This window comes from Tullyiplasma multilocale ATCC 49900, assembly GCF_000483165.1.
In the GTDB taxonomy this organism is placed as follows: domain Bacteria; phylum Bacillota_I; class Bacilli_A; order Mycoplasmatales; family Mycoplasmataceae; genus Tullyiplasma; species Tullyiplasma multilocale.
Window position 1 is genome coordinate 42,512 of sequence record NZ_AXXW01000006.1, and the last position, 24,850, is coordinate 67,361.

A 24,850-nucleotide genomic window follows, 5' to 3' on the forward strand; every position below is an offset into this window, starting at 1 on the left:
ATTATAACTTAACCAAATTAGGTCTTTTTGTTTTGATAAAAATTAATAAAAAAAGTATTTTCCAATAACTTTCCAATAGGGAAAGACACGTTTTCTTGAACCATCTAACCTCTTCTAAAATTTATAATCTAATTAATATTAAAAAATAAAAAAAGAGGTACGAAATGAAAAACTGAAAAAAAGGTGCACTTATCTCACTAAGTGTTCTTCTGGCCGCAGCTCCGTTAACTGCTCTATTAATTAGTCAACAAAAACAAGACGCTGGTGTTGTAGGTGTTGACAAAACAAAATTAGCTAAACTTATTAAAGAATCTAATGAGGTAAATAAAAATAAATTCACAAACAAGACTTTGGTGGCATTACATCAGACTAATATTAAAGCTGTTGAAATTTACGACGATCAATTAGCAACTCAAGATGTTGTAGACAAGATGGTAGTTGAATTACAAGGTGCAATTGATGCATTATCTGTAATTGAAATTTTTGATTTCATTGATCCCACTATCTTAACTAACTCAGCTATAGGAATAGACATTCTTGCTGATGAACAAGGATTTGTTGATAATTTTTACGCTAATTTAGAATGAAGCGTTCTTAGACTGTATGAGTTTGAAAGATTCATTGACGAAAACGGAATGGCGCCTTTCGGGTACGCAACTCCTGATTTTTATAACGTTGTAGAAATTTCTATTCCAAATCATTATAGTACTTTTGAAGAAATTCTTGCCAATGGTGTAGAGTATGAATACACAATTAACGATGTAAGTGATGAAATGGATTCTATTGGTGAGAATTTTATACCATCTGAGTTAAAACGAGGAGTAAATAAAATAGCACCCAAATTCTTAGAAATGGAAGATAGCCATTTCACAATATCGGAATCAATTTCTAATTACTTTTACCTTTATAAAGGAAAGGAAATTGACGAAACATTAAATAGAACTATGCAAGATTTACTATTCATGACATCAGAAATAAATGCATTTAAATTCTTAGGAACTGTTCTAATAGAAGAAAGTTATGAAGATGGTCAAGAACTTGTATTTGACATCACTGAAGAAAATAAAACTTTCGAATATCTTGCGAATAATTCTATTCCACTTGCGGGATCACTAAATTATTTATACACTGACATAAATACTGATGAGGAAGCAATTCTTTATACAGTAGATCTAGCTGAAGAAAATTTATCAGTTAATTTTAAAGAAACAAATCTTCTTTCACTACAGTTTTTATTGGATAATCCAGATTTCAGTTACACATTAGAAGATACTACTGAAGAAATTAAAGAAAGATTTAAAACATACATCAAAGAAGTAAGTGGATTTGATGTAGTTGATGGTGTGGATTTTGTGATGAGAGACCCATGAGAAAATGGATCATCATCATCACAACGCAACATTACATTCTATGCAAATAATAAATCACAATATATTAGAGATATTGCTCCAATGAGATCGGCGTAATAATTTACCAATTATACCTAAAGAAAACTTAGGCTCCCTTTTGGGGAGTTTTTTATTTTTTAAAAGAAAACAATAAACAATTTTAATAAAATAATAAATAACTAATTAGTGACTTCCCATTAATGAAAGGGCTTAAAAAACCCTTAAAAGTTTCATTTGAGATTATTATAATTTGCATGATATCGAGCAACGATATAAGAGGTATAAAATGAAAAATTGAAAAAAAGTGACGATAGTTTTGGCAGGGGGTTTGCTATTTGCATCTCCTTTATCCGTACTAGCAATTACAAACAAGATTAATCAAAACGCCAATCAAGTAGATAAGGGTCAACTTGAGGCATTAATTAAAAAAGCTGAGGATTTAGAAATTACGTTATATACAAATAAAAGTTTTCTAAACCTAAATGTTATTAAGGATGCATCAAAAGTTATAGTCAGTGAAGAAGATGTAACACAAGAAATTGTTGACAGCATGACACTTAAATTACAAGAAGCTTTAGATGCTTTGGCTGTCATTGAAAAATGAGATATTATCGATCCGAACGCATTATCCGAACTGTATGATGGTTATAATTTCAGTGAATCAGAAGCCGAATATGTTCGTTCTTTATACGGTTATTACTATACTATAGCTATGGATATAGAAGTGGTTAAAATGTTGAAGGAGCGCCCTGATTGATATGAGAATATGAATGATTTTAATATCTCAATAGATTTCGCTAATAAATATGAAATTTTGGACAGACTTCTAGAACATGGTGTCGAGTATACATATACTATTCAACACCCGATGGATTGAGAACTACCACCACTTTGAGAAAGTGCTGGTAAGTTTGTTCCCAAACTTATTGGGATTGAAGACTTTAGATGATTTATACCATCAACTTTTACTGATTATAATTTCATTTCAGAGGATGACGATGTTATGTATACGTACTACGATATTGAATCCCTTTTCGTTAAGGAAATAATAGAAATGAATTTAGCCAAATATTTAGGTGCAATTACAGGCGCTTTCTATTATGACATAAAATTAGATGTCTCAGAAGAAGATTTTAATGCAAATTATTTCATCGACAACGAGATAGCAATACAAGGTAGTTTTGATTTAATTTATGGTGACGGAAAAAGAGAAACAGTTGATAGCAACGAATTAGGAATTACATTTAAGTTTCCGGGATACAAAAGAATAAATTTAACAGGTCTTTGAAGTGGGATTGAAAATCATGGTTTAACTTCAAAATCAAGTGAACAAGAAGTTGCAAATTATGTAATATCAAGTTTTAAAGAGATGCACGGAATTAAACTAATTTACAATAAAGATTTTAGAGTCTACTTGCAAGATTCAACACCAGCATTTTTTGCTGTTGAATCTCTTACGCTTTCCGAGCATATATACAACTTCGGACATATCAAAGTTCCAAAAATTTAAAAAACTTCTCGTAAGAGAAGTTTTTCTTTTATTAAAATGTTTTAGCAACAGCAATGATTTCTTCTTTAATTGCTTCGACTAGTTCTTCTTTTGTTTTACCCATATTTTCAAATGCGTCAGCTCCAGATAATCAAATTGGTGTGTTAACTTCAGTTCCTAATCATTTGAATGTCCCAACTAATCAGTCCTTCATGTTAGCGAATGGATAGACCCCTTCAGCAGTTCCAGCAGTTGCAAGAATTTGAACTTTAAGATTACTTAATAAACCTTTAGGGATACCGTTTTCCATTTGTTTGTATGAGAATGTCATTTCAGGTACGAAGATGTGATCTAAGTAATTCTTAAACATTCCACTTACTGTTAAGTTATGCATTGGCACGGCTACAATCAATTTGTCCATTGATTTTAATTGATTGATATATTTAAATGAATTTTCCTCAGTATAAAAATCACCAATGTTTTTATTTGTTAGTGCTATTTCAGCCATTGGTTCATTATTTAAATCCATGATTGTGATTTCATCATTTGGATTTAATGCTTTGTATTCTTCTAAGAATACTTTTGTTAATTCAAGAGATCTTGAATTTTCTGGACTATTAATTGTCCCTGTTATTACTAATACTTTGCTCATATTGAGTTCTCCTTATTGTTAATGAATATAGACAAAATACTAAATCAGGTTTAGTATTTAATATTAAATTAATTTAGTATTTTGAATTGATCATATTTAAATGATTATAAGTAAGGGTCACGGAGTAACTAACTTACAAAAGTAATTTTATCTTATTTTTGTAAGTTATTTATACATTATTTTGCTTATTTAACCTCATTTTGAGTTATACAGTGAATATTTCCCCACCTAGTAGAACTTCTCTAGCAAGAATTGGTTCAACTACTCTATCGGGAAATAATTTAGAAATAACGTCAATTGCATTTTGATCGTTTTCATTATCAAAAATTGGTAAAATTACAGCTCCATTAATAATATAGAAATTGGCATAAGAACCAGGAAGTCTAGCTTCATAATCTCTTAACCTTTGGCCATTAGTGTAATCTATTTCATCCACCTCTTCTTTTGTGTAGTGCATTGTTGTTGGTTGGAGTAATTTAGTTACTTTAATTTTTCTTCCTTTAGCATCTGTTTGGTTTTCTAATATTTTTAATGCTAATGAACTAATTTTATATTGCGGATCCTTTATATCGTATGTTCAAGTCAGGACAACATGTCCTGGTTCAACTACGTGTAACATGTTATCAATGTGTCCGTTAGTTTCATCATTGAAAACACCCAACGGTAATCAAATAACTTTTTCAACTCCCAGATATTCCTTTAAATTAGACTCAATTTCTAATTTTGTCAAATGCGGATTACGGTTTTTATTTAATAAACATTCTTCAGTAGTATATAAAGTACCCTCGCCATCAACGTGAATTGAACCACCTTCTAAAACGAAGTTTGCTCGATAGTAATCAGCACCTGCAATTTCGGCCATTTTTCTAGCTATTTTGTCATCTAGTTCACAAGAAATAGTAACACCATTTCCAGCTCCCCCTCATCCATTGAAAATTCAATCAACAGCTCTTATTTCTCCTTTTGAATTTTTCAAATATGTAAGACCTGTATCACGTGCTCAAGCATCATTTGTTTTCATTTCCACCAACTTGATTCTATAATCCAGTCTCGCTCTCGCGTTATCAAATTGTTCTGCACTAACAATCATAGTCAAAGGTTCATATTTCACTATTGTGTTTGCAATTTTGGCAAATGTTCTCTGGGCAGGTTTTCCACCTCCTGGTCAGTTAAGTGTGTTTTCGGGTCAAATCATTCATGTACCTTTATGTTGTTCAGTTTCACCAGGCATTCAAAACCCGTCTTTTCTTGGTGTGCTATTTATTATTTTTTTCATAAGTTTACCTCTTCATTCTTCAAAATTAGAATACATCCTTTAAATAAAAAAGGAAGGGATAAAAGCATTAATTTAAGGCATTTTAATACTATAAAATAATAAAAAATCCCTTACGAGATTTTTTATTATTTCTTTGTTTTAAATTAAAATTTTGCAGCAACATTTTAAATTTCTTCGATTTTTGTAGAAACTAATTCTTTAGCTGATTTACCATTATTTGCTGGTGTATCTAGACCCTCTAATAAGATTGTGTCATTTACTTCTGATCCAACAAATTCTCAAACATTTTTTAATCACTCAGCATTATTTGCTCATGGGTAATTTTCTAATGGAGAACCTTGAGTTGCTAAGATTTGAACTTTCAAGTTATCTAATAACCCTTTAGCCATTCCTTTTTCAGCAAATTTGTATGAGAATGCCATATTAGGAACCATAATGTGATCTAAGTAATTTCCTAATAGTCCTGTAATTTTGTAGTTATGCATTGGTGCTGAAATGATTAATTTATCCATTTCTTTTAATTGTGCAATGTACTTCATTGCATTTTCTTCATTGTAGAATTCACCCATGTTGTTAGCACTTAATGTCATATGGGCCATTGGTTCGTTATTTAAATCCATAACTGTAATTTCATCATTTGGATTCAATGTTTTGTATTCTTCTAAGAATACGTTTAATAATTCGATTGATCTAGAATTTTCAGCTGTATTTGCTGATCCTGTTAATACTAATACTTTTTTCATAATTGTTACCTCTTCGTAATTAATATAGGTTATTGATGAATATCTCATTTTCCTATATTAATATCTTATTCTTGCCAAATAAAAAAACAAGTAGGCACTTTAGGGTAACTATCATTCAGAAATTAAAAAAAGACTTAATCAAAATAGATTAAGTCTTTTACCACAAATTAATTTACTGCTCTAATTATCATTAAAACTGCAAAGACAACAATTCCTAAAGCTACAAATAATCCCGCTCCAAGTAGTACTCTACGAGAAAATTTCCCTCAAAAAGTTAATTCTTTTTCGGCTTTTGCATTACGAACTTTTTTATTAACTTTTTTCGCGTATCTATTATGTTCTTTTCTATCCATATAATCACCTTTAATTAAATAATAACATCAACCAATAAAAAAAGAGCCAGATGCTCTTTTTAAAAAACTACTTTATGTTTTTAAAAGTTAAGTGAGTATGTTTTAGACGGCGTCATTCGAATAATTTGGAAGACACAAAAATGGAAAATAAGTTAAGGGCTTTTTATGTTCTTTAAAGCGATTCTAATAAGTTTCATGCCTTCTTGTCTAAATAACGTGTTAATTCATCAATAACGAGGCTCTAATGTCCTTAAAACAGTTTTTGTTTCTCCCTATTGATCTGTAATTCAAAAACATTTTTACAAATACTCCTGTGTAATTTTGGGTAATACCTATGGGAGGGTTTAATCAATGGGTAAATAAAAAGACAACTTCAAAAATTGTCTTTTTAAAATATTTAACTTTTCTTAAACAACCTCTTGACAAGTCAACACTATATAAGATGTGAGAGTGTTTTTATGCTAGGCTTCGATGAGGTTGCGATCTCTATTTTCCACAAATTCAGCAATAAATTTTCTATCGTTTTTCTTTATAATAAATCAGAACGGAAGTTTTATTATTCAAACAATTGCGAAAAGAAACGGAAGAACTGCGATTAAGAATAATGCCGGCAATTGATCTACCATTTTTGATAATTGAGCTGCCAGCTCTTCTGTCATGTATAAAAAGCGACTTCTATCCGAAACATATTCATTAAATACTTTTTTGCTATTAAATATTATTAATAATATTGCTAATTTCCTATCAATAACTTTATTTGTTTTGTGATCAACTTCATAACCTCTTTTTAACAATGATTCAATAATTAGTAACAGTAATATATATAATAGCAACAACAATGAAATTATACTAAGCACAAGCACAGCTGTATTAAATTTTTTATAAACCAAAGCGCAGACAATGATGGAAATAACAAATATTAGAAAAAACCAAATCAATGCCCCTCTTAAAGTTTTTAATCTATTTTCTTTTTCCGTCTTATAATTTTCTATATTAGAGAGCATCATTATCTAAAGACCCTTCCAAAAAAACAGAAAATATCTTATTTTTTGATGAGGCATCACTTGGATAGTTTTTCAATATTTTTTTTCCTTTTTACCTAAAACTTTTTCGAATAATTGATTCGTTTTGGGTGTGTCATCAGAAGTATAAATGCGAGTCAAACCGACTAATAAAATCAAAGCATCTGCAGAAACTAGTCCAATCAATTTTTCCATAAAATACCTCATTTAAATTTATTATATTTAAAATTACACCAATAAGTGTAAAAAGTTTAATAAATAAAAAAAATAATGTTAGTTGTATATTTTTGAAGTCTCAAAATTGACTCACCTTTTCTGTATTCAAGGCCCGGAAATGAAGTTATTGATTTTCCTTGGTTTTAAAGATAACATTAAATTAGATGAGATTCTTTGTGATCACACTATTGTTTAGGATTATGATTCAAATATTCATATATAAAGGTGTACCGCGGTAACAGTGGAGCCCCTCTACAAATAAAAAAAGAGCTTTTGCTCTTTTTTTATTTTAAACACCTCTCATAAATTATGAAAGGGTACGTGCCTCTAGGGCAAAATGAAAGATAGACTATTGAATATAGTTTATCTTCACAATATAATGTTATCTCTTTTTGTCAGTTTTGTTGATCATTATTTTTAAATGAAAAAATAATCTTTCAGTAATTATTTTTCATTGTTTACCTTCAACTGTGACAAGTTCTCTATGCATATATACACGAGTAATCTTGCAGCCAACTCTAAAAGTAGTTGTACCAATCTTTAATACAAAAGGTTAAATAAAAAGACAACTTCAAAAGTTGTCTTTAAAATATTTAGTTTTCTCTAAACAACTTATCCACAACTTAATAATAGCACATAAATTCAAATATCCTAAATTTGGATTTTCAAATTTTTTAATGAATTGCTGTTTTTAGATATCTTGATAAGATAAAGAAAGTTCTAGGCAGCATATTATAGTTTTCCTCAAAAACAACTTATCCACAAATTTTGTTTAGAGGAAAGCGCCATTTATTAGCGGAGGTTCTAATGGACAATATAAAGTAATTTTTGTATTAACCAACGCACTTCTTAACCGGAGGGGCATGGAAATCATTTTTGCTATCTTAATAATGATTTTTCTAATACTGGCTATAATCTAATGAAGTAGATTATAGTAATCCTAGATAAATAATATTTGAAAATCACAAGAGATCTTAAACCTGACAAGAGTCAGGTTTTTGTTTGCTCAAATGAAAAAGAACCTTGCGGTTCTTTGATTAGACTAATTTTTGTGGCGTATCTATTTTACGACCTTGTTCATCTACTAAATATAATCTTTCAGTAATGATTTTACATTGTTTACCATCAACTGTAACAAGTCCTCTATGCATATGTACACGAGTAACTTTGTCACCAACTCTAAAAGTAGTTGTACCAATTTTTAATGCAGTTACTAACGGAATCATGTTTTGTAAGATTCCCATATCTCCATCAACTGATTGGATGTTAACAATATCAACTTCCTTGTCTTCAATAAATATTCCATCTGGAGTAACAACTTTAAGTTTGATTCCCATAAATTATTTCCTCCTTAGATTATTTTTTAGTTTTTTTAGCAGCTGGTTTAGCAGCTTTACTTGATTTAGCAATTACATCTTCAATTGTTCCAGCATATAAGAAATCTAATTCTGGAAGATCATCTACTTCACCATCTAAGATAGCTTTGAATGATTTAATTGTATCTGCAACTTTTACGAAAGTTCCTGGACGTCCAGTGAATTTTTCCCCTACGAAGAATGATTGCGATAAGAAGTTACGGATCTTACGAGCACGTGAAACCACTAATTTATCTTCTTCTGATAATTCATCCATTCCTAAAATAGCAATGATTGATTGTAGGTCTTGATATTTTTGTAATGTTCCTTGAACACCTAAAGCTACTTTATAGTGTTCTTCACCAACAACTTCAGGATCTAACATACGTGATGATGACGCTAATGGGTCAACAGCTGGATAGATTCCTAATGAAGCGATTGAACGATCAAGAACAATACGTCCATCTAAGTGGGCAAATGTTGTAGCAGGAGCTGGATCGGTTAAGTCATCAGCTGGTACGTATACTGCTTGAACTGAAGTAATTGATCCTTTCTTAGTTGAAGTAATTCTTTCTTGTAATGCTCCCATTTCTGTAGAAAGAGTTGGTTGGTACCCTACAGCTGACGGCATACGTCCTAGTAGAGCAGACACTTCTGATCCTGCTTGTGTAAATCTGAAAATGTTATCAATGAATAATAACACGTCCATGTTTTTTTCATCTCTGAAGTGTTCAGCAATTGTTAAACCAGTTAAAGCAACACGCATACGTGCTCCTGGTGGTTCGTTCATTTGTCCGAATACTAATGAAGTTTTATCTAAAACTCCAGCTTCGATGAATTCGTAGTAAAGGTCATTTCCTTCACGAGTTCTTTCTCCAACTCCAGCGAAAACTGATACCCCACTGTGAGCTTTGGCGATATTGTTAATTAATTCTTGGATTAGAACTGTTTTACCAACTCCGGCTCCACCGAATAATCCAATTTTCCCTCCCTTAGCGAAAGGAACCATAAGGTCAATAACTTTAATTCCTGTTTCAAGAATTTCAGCTGTTGTAACTAATTCATCGTATGCTGGCGCATCACGGTGAATTGGCATTCTTTTTCCTGTAAATTCAGGTTTTTCATCAATAGCATTTCCTGTTACGTTAAACATTCTTCCAAGAACATCTTCTCCTACTGGAGCCATAATTGGTGATCCTGTGTTAGTTACTGGTAAACCACGAGTTAATCCATCTGTGGGACCCATAGCAATAGTTCTAACAACTTCATCTCCAACGTGTTGTTCAACTTCTAAAGTTAACATAACACCATTGTTATCAACTGTTAAGGCATCATAAATCATAGGCATTGTCTCTTCTGTAAATTTAACATCGACAACAGGTCCTAAAACTTGCATGATTTTACCTAATGTTGTTGATTCAGCATTTGTTTTTTTAGCCATTATATTGCCTCCTATTATTTCTGTTGAGCGTTTGCACCAGACACAATTTCTGAAATTTCTTGTGTAATGGCACCTTGACGTTCACGGTTATATTTAATACTCATTGTATTAGATAGTTCTTCACCGTTATTTGTAGCATTTTCCATAGCTACTCTTCTTGAAGCTTGTTCAGAAACTTGTGATTCAACAATTGTTCCGAAAAGAACAGTGTTTAAATATAAGTTTACTGATGTTTCTAAGATAACTTCAGCACTTGGTTCAAATAGAACTTCAGATTTAACTTTAGCTACTTCTTTATCTTTAATGATTGGGAACAATCTTAAAGGTGTTGCTTCAAATGTTACGTTGTTTATAAATTTAGTATAAACAAGTTTTATTTCATCAAATTCTCCGCTTGTGTAATATGACATAATGTCATTTCCCATTGAACGAGCTTGCTCATTTGTGAATGTGATATCAACGTCAGTTCTTTGATCTCTGATTTTGATTTTTCTGTTTTTGTAGAATGATACAGCTTTAGTTCCAATCGCATAAATTTCATCATTTGATTTAATTTCACTTAAAACGATTTTGTTAACGTTATTGTTGTATCCTCCACATAAACCAAGATTTGAGTTAACTACTACTCAAAGAGTCTTTTTGATATCTTGATCTGACTCTTTTAAGAATATTGATTGTTCAGTTTGTTTAATAATGTCATTGAAAACAGTGTAAACTTCTTTAACATATTCTTGAGTTTCAACTACTCTTTTACCAATACGGCGTAATTTTGCAGAAGCCACCAATTGCATAGCATTGGTAATTTTACCAATGTCATTAATTGATTCGATTTCAGCTTTTAATTTACTAAGGTTAGCCATAAGACTATTTACCTAGTTTTGCAAATTCTTCTTTTGTACCGTATGCTTCTGGTTTGTAGTCTTGAATAGCTTTTGTCATTTTAATAACAACTTTCCCAATTTCAGCTGTGATAGCTGCTGTTAAGTTATCATTTCATTCTTGTTTTTTATCTAATTCAGCACGTAGTTTTTTAGCAACCGCATCTTTTGTAAAGTGGTTAACAATTTCCATTTTTAAGTCTTGCATTGCATCAACTGGTAATCATTTGATTAAGTGTGATTTAATTGCAAGTAATAAAATTGCTTCATCAACTTGTTTTAAAGGTGTGTATTGTCTTTGGACTAATAATTGAATAATTCTAGCCCCGTGATCTAATGTAGATTTTGTTGATTCATCTAAATCTGAACCAAATTTTGAGAATGCTTCTAATTCATAGTATTGAGCTAATTCTAATTTAAGAGTTCCACCCATTTGTTTAACTGATTTAATTTGAGCAGCACCCCCAACACGTGAAACTGATGGTCCAATGTTAACAGCTGGTCTAATTCCTGACATGAATAATTCTCCTGATAAGAAGATTTGTCCATCAGTAATAGAAATGATGTTAGTTGGAACATAAGCAGAGATATCTCCAGCTTGTGTTTCAACGATTGGTAAGGCAGTAATTGAACCACCACCATAATTTTCATTAACACGTGCAGCACGTTCTAATAAACGTGAGTGTAGGTAGAATACGTCCCCAGGGTAAGCTTCACGACCTGGTGGTCTTCTCAATAGAAGAGACATTTCACGGTATGCTACCGCATGTTTTGATAAATCATCATAAACAATTAAAACGTCTTCTCCATTTTCCATTCATTCTTCAGCAATAGTAACTCCAGTATATGGAGCTAAGTATTGTAAGGGAGCTGGATCAGCTGCCCCGGCATTAACAATAGTTGTATATTCCATTGCACCATGTTTTTTAAGTTTTTCAATAACTTGTGCAATTGTTGAATCTTTTTGTCCGATTGAAACGTAAATACATTTTACATTTTTACCTTTTTGGTTAATGATTGCATCGATGGCAATAGCAGTTTTACCTGTTTGTCTATCCCCAATAATTAACTCACGTTGCCCTTTTCCAATTGGAATAGCAGCGTCAATTGCTAAGATACCAGTTTCTAATGGTTCAGAAACCGATTTACGAGCCATAACTCCTGTAGCAATTTTTTCTACAGGTCTATTTTTATCTGTTTTTAATGGTCCAGCATCATCGATTGCGATACCAAGAGCATTAACAACACGTCCGATCATAGCGTCTCCAACGGGTGTTTCAACAACTTTCCCAGAACGTTTAACAGTATCTCCTTCTTTAATTAAAGTAGTATCCCCAAGGATAACTGCTCCAACTGCACCTTCTTCAAGGTTAAGAACCATTCCATAAAAGTCATTTGGGAAGATTAAAAGTTCACCCATCATAGCTTTATCTAATCCGTAAATTAAAGCAACTCCATCCCCAACAGTTAAGATTGAACCTTGTTCAGATTCAACTACTTCTTTACCGTAGTTCTTGATTTGTTTTTCAATTACTTCAGAGATTTCTTTAATATTTAAAGCCATATTATTTAACCTCCATTATTTATTTTTTAGTGTTTCATATCTCATTGAGTCCAACTTACCTTTGATTGTTCCATCAAAGATTTGATTATCAACAATAACTTGTACCCCACCTATTAAGTTTTCATCTAGTTTGTTTACTAACTTAACTGGTTTACCAATTTTTGTTTCTATTTTTGACTCAATAGCTGTAATTTGTTTTTCTTCCAATTCGATTGTTGATCAAACAACTCCATAAGTTAAATGGTGTAGATCGACCAAATCCCTTCTTAAGTATTTAAAAATTTTACGAGCGTTTTGGAATGCTTCCATTTCTACTAAAATTTTCATAGCGTTGATGATATTTTCATCAAAACCAAATTGACCAAAAGTCTCATCAATGATGTTAACTCTTTGTTTTTCAGTCAATACGTCATTTTTAATTGTTAGAATTTTAACAAATTCATTTTTATCGTGTAATACTTCAACCAAAGCATTACTTTGCTCAATAAAGTCATCAACTTTATCTAATTCAACAGCGATATTTTTTAAAGCTGTTGCTCAGTTTTCTAAAACTATTTCTTTTAAAATCATATTAATCTAAGTTATCAATAAAGTCTTCTACAAGAGCCTTATTTTTCTTCTCATCAATTTCTGATTTTAATACGTGTGATGCAGCTGTAAATGCAACATCAATGATTGTTTGTTTGATTTCTTCTTGAGCTTTTGCTTTTTCTCTTTCAATAGAGTTTTTAGCGTGATTTTGAATATTTGTTGCTTCAGATGTCGCATTCTCAATAATTTGAGATCTTTGAGCATCAGCATCAACACGAGCGTTTTTAACAATAACTACTGATTCAGTTTTAGCATCTTTTAATAAAGATTCAGCTTCTTTGCGATCCTTATTAGCTAATGTTTGTTTCATAACAACATCATCAAGTAGTTCATTAATTTTAGCTCTTCTATTGTCTATAGCTTTTCTAAATGGTTTATAAACCAACTTAGAAAGAATAATAACAATAACAATAGTTGCTAATACGTGAGCAATAAAGTTTGGTAAGTTTGGGAATAATTGACCCATAATTTCAGGAATCCCTGGTACAGAGACTTCTTCAGCTAATAAATTAACAAAATTTGATACCATACTTGTTACCTTCTTTCTTTTTTTTTAATTTTGGTGCTAGTCTATTAAGCAACGAATACTAAAAGAATAGCGATAACTAATGCGTAGATAGCTCCTGATTCAGCAATCCCTGCAGCAATAATCATTGTTGAAGTAATTTTTGAAGCCATTTCTGGGTTTCTTCCGATTGCCATACATGCTCCTTGACCAATTTGTCCTTGACCAATTCCAGCTCCTAACATTCCTAATGATGAGATACCAGCTCCTAGGAATTTTAATCCTTCACCAGTTGATGCACCTTCAGCCATTAAGTTAGGCATGATTGTTGCAAATGACATAAAGTAGTTAGCAAATAAGTTTGCCATAATATCTGTAAATAACATATTTTTTCTCCTTGTTTAATTAAGCTCTTTGAGCTCTTCTATTTTTAACTTTTGTTTTTAACTCAACGAATTTTACTTCTCTTTGAGATCTTGAACGAGATGTTTCTTGAACATCTTCAATTTCTGATTGATCACCCATGGCCTCTGCTCAGTATGACATTGTTAACATTACGAATACAATTGATTGAACAACTGCATCGAATATATCGAAGTACATGTGCAGGAATGGAGTGATAACTGTGGTAAAGATATTGATTCCTGATCATCAATAAATATATTGAGCTTTTCAGGCATCTTCTCCAGCATCCATGTTTCACATATCTCAGTTGGGTCAACTATGACCTTCAACCGCTGTTCCACCACCAGATCAACTAGCTTGCATACCAATGAACATTGCATATAGTAAACCAAGAATAATTGACCCTCCCAATAAGTTCCCGAATAAACGGAATGATATTGAAAGCAAGGGAGTGAATTGTGTGAACAATTCAATTGGGTTTTTGAAACGTTTAAAGTAAGCTAATTTTTGGTATTTGAAACCAAAGTAATAGATTGTGATAAACGTTACAAATCCCATTGACAGAGTAACTGTATAAGAAGTAGCGGGAGCTTCGATTCCTAGCATTGAAAGTAATGAACCAATAATGATGTACAACATAATATACATTGCATATGGTGTTAATTTTCGATATTTTTTACCCATAATTGAAACAACTAAGTTTTCAACTGATGTAATAAACATTTCAACTAGGACTAAGAAACCACTTAGCTTTTCTCCTTCTTTGTGACCACGAATCTTGACGTTATAAACAATACATAGTGTAGAAATAATAATTGTTGTAAGAACAATTCCGGATAATTGTCCGGATAATTTTCACGCATTATCGCTTATTTCTTCAGATAGTGAAAGAAACATTTACTTCTCCCTCCTTTTCTATTCTTCTATTAGTTTTAATTGTTTTTAACTTCCTTTTTAAGTAGAAAACCATTCAAGTACGGAAGGATCACCAATGGTATTAAACCAATTAGTATTCCTCCAAAATGAAATGGATGACTCGGGATTAAAAACGCTAATAGAAATGGAATACCATAAAGGCCAACACGAAGTACATACATAAAAAAGTAAAAGATGTGATTTTCATATTTAACTAAAAACTTTACAGCCTTTAGAATAATGAAAGCAGAAATTAGCACGACAAGTTCACCAAGAACTCAACCACTAATTCAGTTTCAACCATAATTGAATGATTCTTCTGAATCTTTCATAAACGAATTTCACCCAATTGTTTTAGTACCAACCAAGACCACTAAAACAATTAGAGATATTAGACTTATTATTGAAAAACCAAGGATAACTTTAACCCCGGGTTTAATAACCTTTTTTACTTGTTTTTCTATACTCATGCGCACCTCATCGCTATGTTATTCCATTAAATATAATTTTACTCCTACTAATTTTTATTTCCATTATTTCTTAAATAATCGACTTTTTAGTAAAAATTTTCCAATAAAAAAACTACCATGTGGTAGTTTTTTCTAATTTTTAAATATCCATGACTAACGAATTAATGATAGATATAAAGTCGTCGAGATAAGAATTTATTGTATTATTTTTAACTTATAGAAACTGGTGGCATAATTTGGCAACCACCTAAATTCTCATCTTAAAACTATTTTACACTTTTTGGAGAAAAAGTGGAATTTATTTTGTACCGAAAATTCTATCTCCAGCATCACCTAAACCAGGAACAATGTATCCTTTTTCATTTAGTTTTTCGTCCAATGAAGCCGCATATACTTCAACGTCAGGGTGAACTGCTTGTAAAGCTTTTAATCCTTCAGGAACAGCTACTAAACAAACAAACTTAATATCTTTTGCACCTCATTCTTTAACAATATCAATCGCTTTGATGGCGCTTCCACCTGTTGCTAACATTGGATCAACGATTAATGTATAGCTTTTATCGATATCTTTAGTAGTTTTTGCAAAGTATTGGTGAATCTCAAGTGTTTCTTCATCGCGGTATAGACCAACGTGAGCAATTCTTGCAGTTGGGATTAATTTTTGGATACCTTCTAACATTCCGATACCAGCTCTTAAGATTGGCACTAAGACAATTGGTTGTTCTACTGTATAACCAATTGTTTTTTGAACTGGTGTTGTAATTTCTCCGGCAACTAATGGTACATCTCTACAAATTTCATAAACCATTAATTGGGCGATTTCGTTTAAGTTTTCTCTAAAGTCTTTAGATGAAGTATCTTCTCTTCTCATTCTTGTTAACTTATCTGTGATAAGTGGGTGTTTAAGTTCTGTAAATGACATATTTTGTTCTCCTTTTATGTTTTCATTAATACATATACTAAATAAAATACCTAAGAAAAGCAACCCAAAAGGGTTGCTAAAATTAATATTTTAAATTTGGATAAATTGGGAATTTATCACATAGGGCTAATACTTCTTTTGATAATTTGTTTAAGTTATCTTCTGATTGGTCTTTAAAAGCACTGGCAATGATTTCACCAACTTTAATAAACTCTTCTTCTTTAAATCCACGAGTAGTCATTGCTGGAGTTCCAACTCTGATTCCTGATGTTCTAAATGGTGTTTCTTCATCAAATGGAATTAAGTTTTTGTTTGTAACAATTCCAATTGATTCTAAAATTTGTTCAGCTTTTCTTCCAGTAATACCAAAAGCACTCTTAACTTCTAAGTTAATTAAGTGATTATCAGTTCCACCAGCAACAACACGCATCCCATTATCTTCTAATGCTTTTGCAAATGCTTGAGCATTTTTAACAATTTGTTTTGCATATTCAACAAATTCTGGAGTATCAACTTCAACTAAAGCTTGTACTTTACCAGCAATTTGGTTTTCTAAAGGTCCACCTTGTGTTCCTGGGAAAACTGCTGAATCAACTTTCTTAGCAAATTCTTCTTTACATAAGATTATTCCACCACGAGCTCCACGTAATGTCTTGTGAGTTGTTGTTGTAACAATATCAGCATATTCCATTGGGTTTGGGTGAACTCCCGCTGCAACTAATCCAGCAATGTGAGCCATATCAACCATTAGTAATGCTCCAACTTTATCAGCGATTTCTTTGAATTTTTTGAAATCAATTGTTCTTGAGTAGGCACTTGCACCACAAACGATTAATTTTGGTTGGTGTTCCATAACTACTTTTTCAACTTCGACGAAATCAATTTCTTCAGTTTCTTTGTTAACTCCGTAGAACGCAAAATCATATAACCCTCCAGAAAAGTTAATTGGGTAACCATGTGTTAAGTGTCCTCCAGCAGCTAAGCTCATTGAGACAATTTTATCTCCAGCTTGCAATACCGCTCTATAAGCAGCTTCATTTGCTTGTGAACCTGAGTGAGGTTGTAAGTTGGCATGATCTGCTTTAAAGATTTTTTTAGCTAATTCAATTCCCATTGTTTCAACTTCATCAATAAATTCACATCCACCATAGTAACGTTTACCAGGATATCCTTCTGCATATTTATTTGTAAAGATAGAACCATTAATTTCTAAAACAGCTTCTGAAACATAATTTTCAGATGCGATTAATTCAATATGTGATTGTTGTCTTTTCAATTCATTATTTAATGCTTCTCTAATTTTGTTATTCATAATATTTAGCCCTCCATTATTTATACCTCTAATAATTTTACATTTAAAAATTAAACTTCCACACATAATTATAAAATAACTAAAATTGGTATAATTTTATTAATTGGGAGAAATTAAATGAACACATTAGACGCAATTTTTTTAGCTGCAATCGTAGCTCTAGTAGTACCAGCGGCAATTGGTTTTTCATACATCATGTTCGCTAAGTACTACAATATTAAAAACATCGACAAAAACGTAGTAAGGTTCTATCGTATAAAGTCGCAAGTAAACTGGGTAACAATCGTAACGGTATCTTTCATAAGTATCGCAATTGGAACATTAGCTTCAAATTGAATTCTTTTCAATTTTGCTGATGGTTGAGAATTATTCGTTTCAATCAACATGGCACTGACTCCTCTTGTTATTACATTTATTGTTAGATCAATTAACTGAGCAAGAAGCGAAAGAAAACACAACAAATTCCTAAATCCTATTTTTAGGATTGTTGAACTTTCTGAGCGTAATGAATCTTTGGATAGAGCGGTTACATTACCAGAAATGACAAAGCCGATTATCAAAACAATCGAAATTGAAATAAAGAGAAATGTTAAAGAGATGAAAAAGCTAGAAAAGCTTTTATCACACATCGATGAATTAAGAGAAGCTCAAAAAGAGTTGAAATAGTTTTAAGAACCTTCGGGTTCTTTTTTTATTCGAAAATTTCCAAAAGCGAAATAAAAAAATAAATATAAAAAAAGAAACTAGAAAACCGAAAAAATCAAAACCCTATATAGCACTTAAAGTATTTTGTTTTATCCACAAAAACCCAACAATAAAAAAAGAAAATTTCCAAAAACATTTTCAGATTAGAAAATTTTATTAGTTGATTTGGGACTTGTCTTGTTGCTCTATAATGAAACCAAATGGAAACTTATATAGGGTAGCATAATGGGCTACTGTCTCCACCCCTTGACCAATCTTGGGACTATAAGTTATGTCTATGATATTTTTTTAACCCAAAATGTCGCCCTATGAGTTTCTATTTAAAGATTAAAAATCAATAAAGAAATTTAAAGGAGCATAATGAAAGAAAATAAAAAGGAATATTACGTTAACTCAGTATCCCCTATCGAATACGCCATGAATGGGTTCAAAGGTAAGATGCGTTCTGTTAACTGAAATCATCTAGATGACGAAAAAGATTTAGAAGTATGAACTAGAGTTAATCAAAACTTTTGATTGCCCGAAAAGATACCAGTATCAAATGATATCATGTCATGAAGAAGTCTTTCTCCCGAATGACAACAACTAATTACCAGAACTTTCACAGGATTAACATTGTTAGATACAATTCAAGCAACAGTTTGCGATATTGCACAAATCAAGAATTCACTTACAGATCACGAACAAGTTGTTTATGCAAACTTTGCGTTTATGGTTGGAGTTCACGCAAGAAGTTATGGAACCATCTTTTCAACTCTTTGTTCAACAGATCAAATTGAAGAAGCTCATGAGTGAGTTGTCGACACAGATAGTCTACAAAAAAGAGCACAAGCATTGATTCCCTATTACGAATGTGGAGACCCTATTAAATCTAAGGTAGCTGCAGCGCTAATGCCGGGTTTCTTGTTATATGGAGGATTTTATTTACCATTCTATTTCGCTGCAAGGGGTAAGCTTACAAATACTTCAGATATTATTCGTTTGATATTACGTGACAAGGTTATCCACAATTATTACAGTGGATATAAATTTCAAAGAAAAATCGAAAATTTAAGTTTAGAAAGACAGACAGAAATTAAAAAATTTGTTTTTGATTTAATGTATGAATTAATTGATTTGGAAAAAGAATATTTAAGAGAACTTTATGATGGATTTGGAATAGTAGAAGATGCAATTCGTTTTAGTGTATATAACGCAGGTAAGTTTTTACAAAATCTGGGTTATGAATCACCCTTCACACCAGAAGAAACTAAAATTGAACCTGAAATTTTTTCTCAATTATCAGCTAGAGCAGATGAGAATCATGATTTCTTTTCAGGAAATGGATCAAGCTATGTAATGGGTGTACTTGAACAAACCGAAGATGAAGATTGAGAATTTTAATATGATTGAAAATCTAAATGAGTTTCCCATTCATGTAGTTTACTACTCATCAATTTCAAATAATACCCACCGTTTCATCCAAAAATTAGATTTAGCTAATTCAAGAATTCCATGCGATATAGAAGAAGAACTAATGGTGAATGTACCCTATATTTTGTTTACACCAACATATGGTGGTGGTGGCGATGACTATGAAGGTTCAGTGCCCAAACAAGTAATTAAGTTTTTAAATAATAAAAATAATAGAGATTTTTGTTGCGGGGTAATTTCATCAGGTAACACCAATTTTGGTAATACTTTTGCAATTGCAGGACCAATAATCTCAAAAAAATTATCAGTTCCCCTTTTACACCAATTTGAATTATTAGGAACTGAACACGACAAAAAAGAAATTAAGAGAAAAATTATCGAACATTGAAATCAACAAGGAGAGAAAAATGAAAAATAATATAAATGATACAAACGAAGAATACGTAAGGTTAAATGCCATGTCTAAACTTTTAGGTAAAGGTACAGATAACTTTCACCTAGATGTTGAAGCCGCCAAAAGTTATTATAAAAATCATGTAAATCCAAGAATGAAAAAATTCGAAAGTACCAAAGAGCGTTTTAAATATTTAATTGAAAATAAATACTACGATGATGAAATCGTTGGTAAATACGAAATCAAACAAATTGATGAACTTCTAAAGTACGCCGAGAGTTTTAATTTTGAATTCCCAAGTTTTATTGGAGCTCTAAAATTCTTTAACTCATATTGCTTAAAAAATAACGATGGTTCACAATATCTTGAGGACTATCAACATCGTGTATTAATGAATGCCCTATTTTTAGCCGATGGTAATTTTGAATATGCCAAAAATCTCATTAAGCAAATTATGATTGGTCGTTTTCAACCAGCTACACCCACTTTTTTGAATGCTGGTAAGAAGCAACGCGGAGAGTATGTTTCTTGCTACTTACTTAGAGTTGAAGATAATATGGAATCAATTGGTAGAGCTATCACAACCTCACTACAACTTTCTAAACGTGGTGGTGGAGTAGCTTTGTGCCTAACTAATGTTAGAGAAATCGGAGCACCGATTAAAAATATTAAGAATTTAGCACGTGGAGTTATCCCTATTATGAAAATATTAGAAGATTCATTCTCATATGCCGATCAATTAGGACAAAGACAAGGAGCTGGTGCAGTTTATTTAAATGTTCATCACCCTGATATACTTGAGTTCTTGGATACAAAAAAAGAAAATGCTGATGAAAAAGTTCGAATCAAGTCACTTTCGCTAGGAATTGTTATGACCAATATTCTTTTTGAACTTGCAAAAAGGAATGAACCAGTTGCTTTATTTAGTCCCTATGACATTAATAAAGTTTATGGTAAACCAATGTCTGATATTTCAATAACTGATGAATATCACAATCTTGTTAATAACCCAGAAATCAAAAAGACATTAATCGATGCTAGAAAGCTATTTAACAAAATAGCTGAACTACATTTTGAGAGTGGGTATCCATATTTAATGTTCGACGATACTGTTAATGCTAATAATGCATTCAACGATAGAATCATTATGAGTAACCTTTGCAGCGAAATCCTACAACCAAATACACCTAGCGAGTTTTCAACAGATCTAAATTTTACAAAGAAAGGCGAAGATGTTTGTTGTAATTTAGGAAGTTTAAATATCGCTAAGGCAATGGAAAGTGGTTCTTCTTTCCCAGATCTTATATTAGACTCAATAACCGCTCTTGACCACGTTTCAAGAATGGCTGGTTTTGATAGTGCACCTTCAATAGAAAATGGAAATGCCAATAATCATGCAATAGGACTTGGGGCCATGAACCTTCATGGGTTTTTAGCAACTAACTTTATTAACTACAATTCTAAAGAAGCTATAGATTTTACTAATATGTTTTTCTACACAATGGCATATCACGCTTATCTTTCTTCTCATAAATTAGCTTTGAAATTCGGAAAATTCAAAAACTTTAAAGGTTCTAAATATGAAACTGGCGAATACTTCGAGAAATATACTAATTGTGATGAAAATAAATGAACATTTGAAACCGAGACAATTAGGGACTTGTTCAGCAAATACCAAATTAATATACCCACACAATCCGACTGAAAAAAACTTGTTGAGAAAATTAAGAAAGATGGTTTAGCAAATTCACATTTGATGGCAATTGCTCCAACCGGCTCTATTAGTTATCTATCTTCTTGCACTCCAGGAATACAACCAGTTGTAGCACCAATTGAAACACGCAAAGAAGGAAAACTTGGTAGAGTATACGTTCCATCTTACAAGATTAATTTTGATAATATGGGCTATTACGCTCTTGGTGCATTTGAAATGGGTCCTGATCCAATTATCGATATTGCAGCCACAGCACAACAACATATTGATCAAGGAATTGCTTTAACTCTATTCATGACGGACAAAGCAACTACCAGGGACTTAAATAAGGCCTATATAAGAGCTTTCTCTACGGGTGTTGGAACTATTTACTATGTTCGCATTAGACAAGACATACTAGAAAATAGTGAAAACTACGAATGTGATGCTTGCGTTCTATAACACAAAAAAAGTAACTCATCAAAGAGTTACTTTTTCTAGCAGTATTCATCCATTGTATCAATACGTTCTTGGTGTCTTCCACCTTCAAAAGGTGTTTCTAAGAAAACATCAACTAATTTTAAAGCTTTATCAACCGCAATTAATCTAGCCCCAGTTGCTAAGATATTACAATTATTATGTTCTTTAATTAAAGCAGCTGTTTGAGTTTCGTAAACTAAACCACAACGAGCTCCCTTAACTTTGTTTGCAGCAATACTAATTCCGATACCTGTTCCACATAAAACAATTCCTAATGAATCTTTATCTGCAACAACAGCTTCGGCTAATTCAATACCATTATTTGAATAACTACATGAAGTGCCATCATCGTTTCCCATATTGATAACTTCATATCCTTTTTCTTCTAAGTGTTTAACGATAGCTTGTTTCATTTCAACAGCACTGTGATCATTTGATATATAAATTTTTTTCATAATTACCCCATTTTCTTATCTCTATTTTACCTTAAATTTCAATAATCTCATTTTTTTCAATATTTAAATGTTCATCATTTAAGATGTCTTCTGGTTTTGTATTTTTAAGTTCGACCATCTTGTTCAATAGTCACACAGCTTTATCTAAATCATTAATGTTATGCTCTTCTACAAGATGTCATCTTTTAAAGTTTGTGCCTTTTGAAAAATGTTCAGAAGAAATAATCCCAATTTTCTGATTAGACAATTGGTCATTTACTTCTAATTTCATAAAACTCTTCATGAATTTTTTTAATGTGAAACCATATCCAAGAATATTAAAGTTATCATGGTTATCATAGAATTTATAAATATCAATCATTCTATCTATCAGTCTTGGTTCAATTTCTAAATTAGGATTTATCCTTGTCATAAATTTTAAGGCTTGTTCTTCATTAAACTTAGCTAAAACAACTAACTTCTCAACTTTGTTTTCTTTAAAGTAATTTTCTAAAAATAGAGACATTTCATTAACATGTCCAATTAATTGTTCTTCATTCATCATACAAGGTTCATAACTTTTAGCTTGTTTATTTTCTATCGAATATGAGTTGGTTGTGTCATCGTGTTTAATCATTCCCACACCAACACAGAATGGTACATCTTGGACATCAATTTTTTCATATTTATGTTTGATGAACTTACTAATTTGAAATGATTCAAAATCAATTACGCAAACATTTCCACTATCGTTTATTTTATCTAAATAGAAGTTTAATCTATTCTCATTATAGGTTACATAATAACCGTTCTTTTTAATTAAATGCATATATACTCTCAGTCTATTTCTTAGTTAATATTAACATTAAAAAATAACTAAAATCAATTTGTATTTTTATAATTTCATTAACTAACCCTCGAGAGTTATAATGTTAAAAAGAGGTGCTATTATGAACTATAAAATCGGTAAAGATGAATTTTATGAAATGCTAGCAAATGGTTGAGAGGTAATTGACGTTAGAAGCCCTTTAGAGCTCCGTAGTTTAGGTTCTTTCCATCCTTCCACTAACATTCCATATCCAGAGGTTTTAACTAAGCGTGAGCGTTATTTCCCTAATAAGGATGCCAAGTTGATAATTGTTTGCAATGCCGGAAATCGTTCTGGTTTAACTGCTTCAACATACCAACAAAGTGGGTATCATAATGTATATGTTTTAGATTGTGGATTGAGCGGACTATAGAAAGAAAAACGAATTACCTAGTAATTCGTTTTTTTGATTATCAAGTCACAGCAATAAGATTATCTTTTTCTTGTGAAAGTTCCTCAATCAATTCAGAAGTTGCTATCTTGTCTGAGTAAGCAGTGGCACTACCACAAATTATCCCCATTTTTAGTGAAGACATATAGTCTCCGGTTCTAATATATTCACTTACAAATCCGCCTAGCATACTGTCACCTGCACCAGCTGCATTAACTAACTTTTTATTTCAGTTTCCGATTTGACATTTAATTCTAATATCCCTATTAATAAGCATAGCACCATCATGACCCATAGATATAAGGATGTTTTGCACTCCCCTATCAAGTAGCTCTTGAGCAGCTTCCGCTATGTCTTCATCAGAGACAAGGTTTCTCTTCGTTGTCATAGATAATTCATCCACATTAGGTTTAATTAAAAATGGCTTTTTATCTAGAGCATACTCAAGCGAATCCCCAAATGAATCAACTACAACTTTCGCACTTTTTAGATTTGCAATTTCGGCTAGCTCAGCATAAATTCTATGATCTACACCCGATGGTATACTTCCGGTTGTTATTAGATAGTCACCTTCACTTAAGTTTTGAAGAAGATATTCTTTTAACTTATTCAACTCACCCGATTCAATTTTAGGACTTGTTGCACTACATTCAGTTTGTTGAGAATCTATAAGTTTTAAATTGAATCTGATATTCCCCTCTGCTTTGAATTTTTTATATTCAACATTTATATCATCAAGACTCTTATAGAAATATTCTTCAAATGCTCCATGTGTAAAAACGATAGATTCGCTCTTCATATCCAAACTATTCAAAATCATAGAGACATGGATACCCTTACCTGCCGGATACATTTCTGTTTCAAACGGTCGATTTGTTTTGTTTTTGACCAAATCATCAAACTTAAGGATATAGTCAACTGCCGGACTTAATGAAATTACATAAATTTTAGGTTGCATATTCTTTCCTCTCTTCA

The 24,850-nt window shown here is 31.6% G+C and carries 26 protein-coding genes, 1 pseudogene and 1 riboswitch; of the genes and pseudogenes, 7 read left to right on the forward strand and 20 right to left on the reverse strand.

What is annotated here, in order from left to right; all coding sequences use genetic code 4:
• Positions 1–164: 164 nt before the first annotated feature.
• The gene (locus G319_RS09135) at positions 165–1,466 is read left to right on the forward strand and encodes a hypothetical protein (protein WP_026389375.1); all 1,302 of its coding nucleotides are present in this window, start codon (positions 165–167) and stop codon (positions 1,464–1,466) included.
• Positions 1,467–1,674: 208 nt separating this feature from the next.
• Positions 1,675–2,898 carry a hypothetical protein gene (locus tag G319_RS09140; protein WP_026389376.1) on the forward strand — a complete coding sequence of 408 codons (1,224 nt, stop codon included), beginning with the start codon at positions 1,675–1,677 and terminating at the stop codon, positions 2,896–2,898.
• A 31-nt stretch (positions 2,899–2,929) separates the two neighbouring features.
• Here the strand turns inward: G319_RS09140 and G319_RS0101555 are convergent, their stop codons facing one another.
• The 17 genes and pseudogenes from G319_RS0101555 to G319_RS0101635 form a co-directional block, all read right to left on the reverse strand.
• A complete protein-coding gene (locus G319_RS0101555) occupies positions 2,930–3,529 on the reverse strand; it encodes an FMN-dependent NADH-azoreductase (protein WP_026389377.1) in 600 nt (199 codons plus the stop codon).
• Between the two features lie 185 nt (positions 3,530–3,714).
• Positions 3,715–4,805: pseudogene (gene aguA / locus G319_RS04595) on the reverse strand (agmatine deiminase).
• A gap of 164 nt (positions 4,806–4,969) precedes the next feature.
• Positions 4,970–5,548: an FMN-dependent NADH-azoreductase gene (locus tag G319_RS0101565; protein ID WP_026389378.1), complete on the reverse strand. Its 579-nt coding sequence runs from the start codon at positions 5,546–5,548 to the stop codon at positions 4,970–4,972.
• 167 nt (positions 5,549–5,715) lie between these two features.
• Positions 5,716–5,901 (reverse strand): hypothetical protein, encoded by a 186-nt coding sequence (locus tag G319_RS09145; protein WP_026389379.1) that lies wholly within the window; start codon positions 5,899–5,901, stop codon positions 5,716–5,718.
• A 461-nt stretch (positions 5,902–6,362) separates the two neighbouring features.
• Positions 6,363–6,740, reverse strand: coding sequence for a hypothetical protein (locus tag G319_RS0101575; RefSeq protein ID WP_156902658.1), 378 nt, complete (start codon positions 6,738–6,740; stop codon positions 6,363–6,365).
• Positions 6,741–6,911: 171 nt separating this feature from the next.
• Complete coding sequence (locus tag G319_RS0101580) at positions 6,912–7,118, reverse strand: hypothetical protein (protein ID WP_026389381.1); 207 nt, start codon at positions 7,116–7,118, stop codon at positions 6,912–6,914.
• A gap of 1,058 nt (positions 7,119–8,176) precedes the next feature.
• Entirely contained in the window at positions 8,177–8,476 is a 300-nt protein-coding gene (locus G319_RS0101585; protein ID WP_026389382.1) for a FoF1 ATP synthase subunit delta/epsilon, read from the reverse strand.
• 19 nt (positions 8,477–8,495) lie between these two features.
• Positions 8,496–9,935 (reverse strand): F0F1 ATP synthase subunit beta, encoded by a 1,440-nt coding sequence (gene atpD / locus G319_RS04600; protein ID WP_051350853.1) that lies wholly within the window; start codon positions 9,933–9,935, stop codon positions 8,496–8,498.
• A 14-nt stretch (positions 9,936–9,949) separates the two neighbouring features.
• Positions 9,950–10,795, reverse strand: coding sequence for an ATP synthase F1 subunit gamma (atpG, locus tag G319_RS0101595; RefSeq protein WP_026389383.1), 846 nt, complete (start codon positions 10,793–10,795; stop codon positions 9,950–9,952).
• A 4-nt stretch (positions 10,796–10,799) separates the two neighbouring features.
• Positions 10,800–12,377: a F0F1 ATP synthase subunit alpha gene (gene atpA, locus G319_RS0101600; protein WP_026389384.1), complete on the reverse strand. Its 1,578-nt coding sequence runs from the start codon at positions 12,375–12,377 to the stop codon at positions 10,800–10,802.
• 15 nt (positions 12,378–12,392) lie between these two features.
• Positions 12,393–12,947, reverse strand: coding sequence for a F0F1 ATP synthase subunit delta (locus tag G319_RS0101605; protein ID WP_026389385.1), 555 nt, complete (start codon positions 12,945–12,947; stop codon positions 12,393–12,395).
• A 1-nt stretch (position 12,948) separates the two neighbouring features.
• Positions 12,949–13,497, reverse strand: coding sequence for a F0F1 ATP synthase subunit B (atpF, locus tag G319_RS0101610; protein WP_026389386.1), 549 nt, complete (start codon positions 13,495–13,497; stop codon positions 12,949–12,951).
• Between the two features lie 44 nt (positions 13,498–13,541).
• Positions 13,542–13,859 carry an ATP synthase F0 subunit C gene (gene atpE, locus G319_RS0101615; protein ID WP_026389387.1) on the reverse strand — a complete coding sequence of 106 codons (318 nt, stop codon included), beginning with the start codon at positions 13,857–13,859 and terminating at the stop codon, positions 13,542–13,544.
• Between the two features lie 19 nt (positions 13,860–13,878).
• A complete protein-coding gene (locus G319_RS04605; protein WP_051350854.1) occupies positions 13,879–14,775 on the reverse strand; it encodes a F0F1 ATP synthase subunit A in 897 nt (298 codons plus the stop codon).
• 35 nt (positions 14,776–14,810) lie between these two features.
• Positions 14,811–15,263 (reverse strand): MG406 family protein, encoded by a 453-nt coding sequence (locus G319_RS09150; protein WP_026389388.1) that lies wholly within the window; start codon positions 15,261–15,263, stop codon positions 14,811–14,813.
• A 298-nt stretch (positions 15,264–15,561) separates the two neighbouring features.
• Positions 15,562–16,185, reverse strand: a complete 624-nt coding sequence (gene upp / locus G319_RS0101630) for a uracil phosphoribosyltransferase (RefSeq protein ID WP_026389389.1) — start codon at positions 16,183–16,185, stop codon at positions 15,562–15,564.
• An 82-nt stretch (positions 16,186–16,267) separates the two neighbouring features.
• Positions 16,268–17,497, reverse strand: a complete 1,230-nt coding sequence (locus tag G319_RS0101635) for a serine hydroxymethyltransferase (RefSeq protein ID WP_026389390.1) — start codon at positions 17,495–17,497, stop codon at positions 16,268–16,270.
• A 117-nt stretch (positions 17,498–17,614) separates the two neighbouring features.
• On the opposite strand from G319_RS0101635, the gene G319_RS09155 reads away from it, so the two are divergent.
• The 4 genes from G319_RS09155 (at position 17,615) to nrdE (ending at position 22,164) form a co-directional block, all read left to right on the forward strand.
• Positions 17,615–18,163 carry a hypothetical protein gene (locus tag G319_RS09155; protein WP_026389391.1) on the forward strand — a complete coding sequence of 183 codons (549 nt, stop codon included), beginning with the start codon at positions 17,615–17,617 and terminating at the stop codon, positions 18,161–18,163.
• A gap of 245 nt (positions 18,164–18,408) precedes the next feature.
• Positions 18,409–18,472: riboswitch (nucleoside riboswitch) on the forward strand.
• Positions 18,473–18,562: 90 nt separating this feature from the next.
• The gene (gene nrdF / locus G319_RS0101645) at positions 18,563–19,585 is read left to right on the forward strand and encodes a class 1b ribonucleoside-diphosphate reductase subunit beta (protein WP_084514126.1); all 1,023 of its coding nucleotides are present in this window, start codon (positions 18,563–18,565) and stop codon (positions 19,583–19,585) included.
• 1 nt (position 19,586) lies between these two features.
• Positions 19,587–20,033, forward strand: a complete 447-nt coding sequence (nrdI, locus tag G319_RS0101650) for a class Ib ribonucleoside-diphosphate reductase assembly flavoprotein NrdI (RefSeq protein ID WP_280123363.1) — start codon at positions 19,587–19,589, stop codon at positions 20,031–20,033.
• Complete coding sequence (gene nrdE / locus G319_RS0101655) at positions 20,023–22,164, forward strand: class 1b ribonucleoside-diphosphate reductase subunit alpha (protein WP_026389394.1); 2,142 nt, start codon at positions 20,023–20,025, stop codon at positions 22,162–22,164. Before nrdI ends, nrdE begins: the two co-directional genes overlap by 11 nt.
• A gap of 35 nt (positions 22,165–22,199) precedes the next feature.
• Here the strand turns inward: nrdE and G319_RS0101660 are convergent, their stop codons facing one another.
• Together G319_RS0101660 and G319_RS0101665 are read right to left on the reverse strand one after the other, a co-directional pair.
• On the reverse strand, positions 22,200–22,640 hold the full coding sequence (locus G319_RS0101660) for an RpiB/LacA/LacB family sugar-phosphate isomerase (protein ID WP_162479547.1): 441 nt from the start codon (positions 22,638–22,640) through the stop codon (positions 22,200–22,202).
• Between the two features lie 28 nt (positions 22,641–22,668).
• Positions 22,669–23,445 carry a hypothetical protein gene (locus G319_RS0101665; protein WP_026389396.1) on the reverse strand — a complete coding sequence of 259 codons (777 nt, stop codon included), beginning with the start codon at positions 23,443–23,445 and terminating at the stop codon, positions 22,669–22,671.
• Between the two features lie 121 nt (positions 23,446–23,566).
• Here G319_RS0101665 and G319_RS0101670 point away from each other — a divergent pair, with 121 nt between their 5' ends.
• Complete coding sequence (locus G319_RS0101670; RefSeq protein ID WP_026389397.1) at positions 23,567–23,857, forward strand: rhodanese-like domain-containing protein; 291 nt, start codon at positions 23,567–23,569, stop codon at positions 23,855–23,857.
• Positions 23,858–23,894: 37 nt separating this feature from the next.
• Here the strand turns inward: G319_RS0101670 and G319_RS04610 are convergent, their stop codons facing one another.
• A complete protein-coding gene (locus tag G319_RS04610) occupies positions 23,895–24,833 on the reverse strand; it encodes a 1-phosphofructokinase family hexose kinase (protein WP_051350855.1) in 939 nt (312 codons plus the stop codon).
• Between the last annotated feature and the right edge of the window lie 17 nt (positions 24,834–24,850).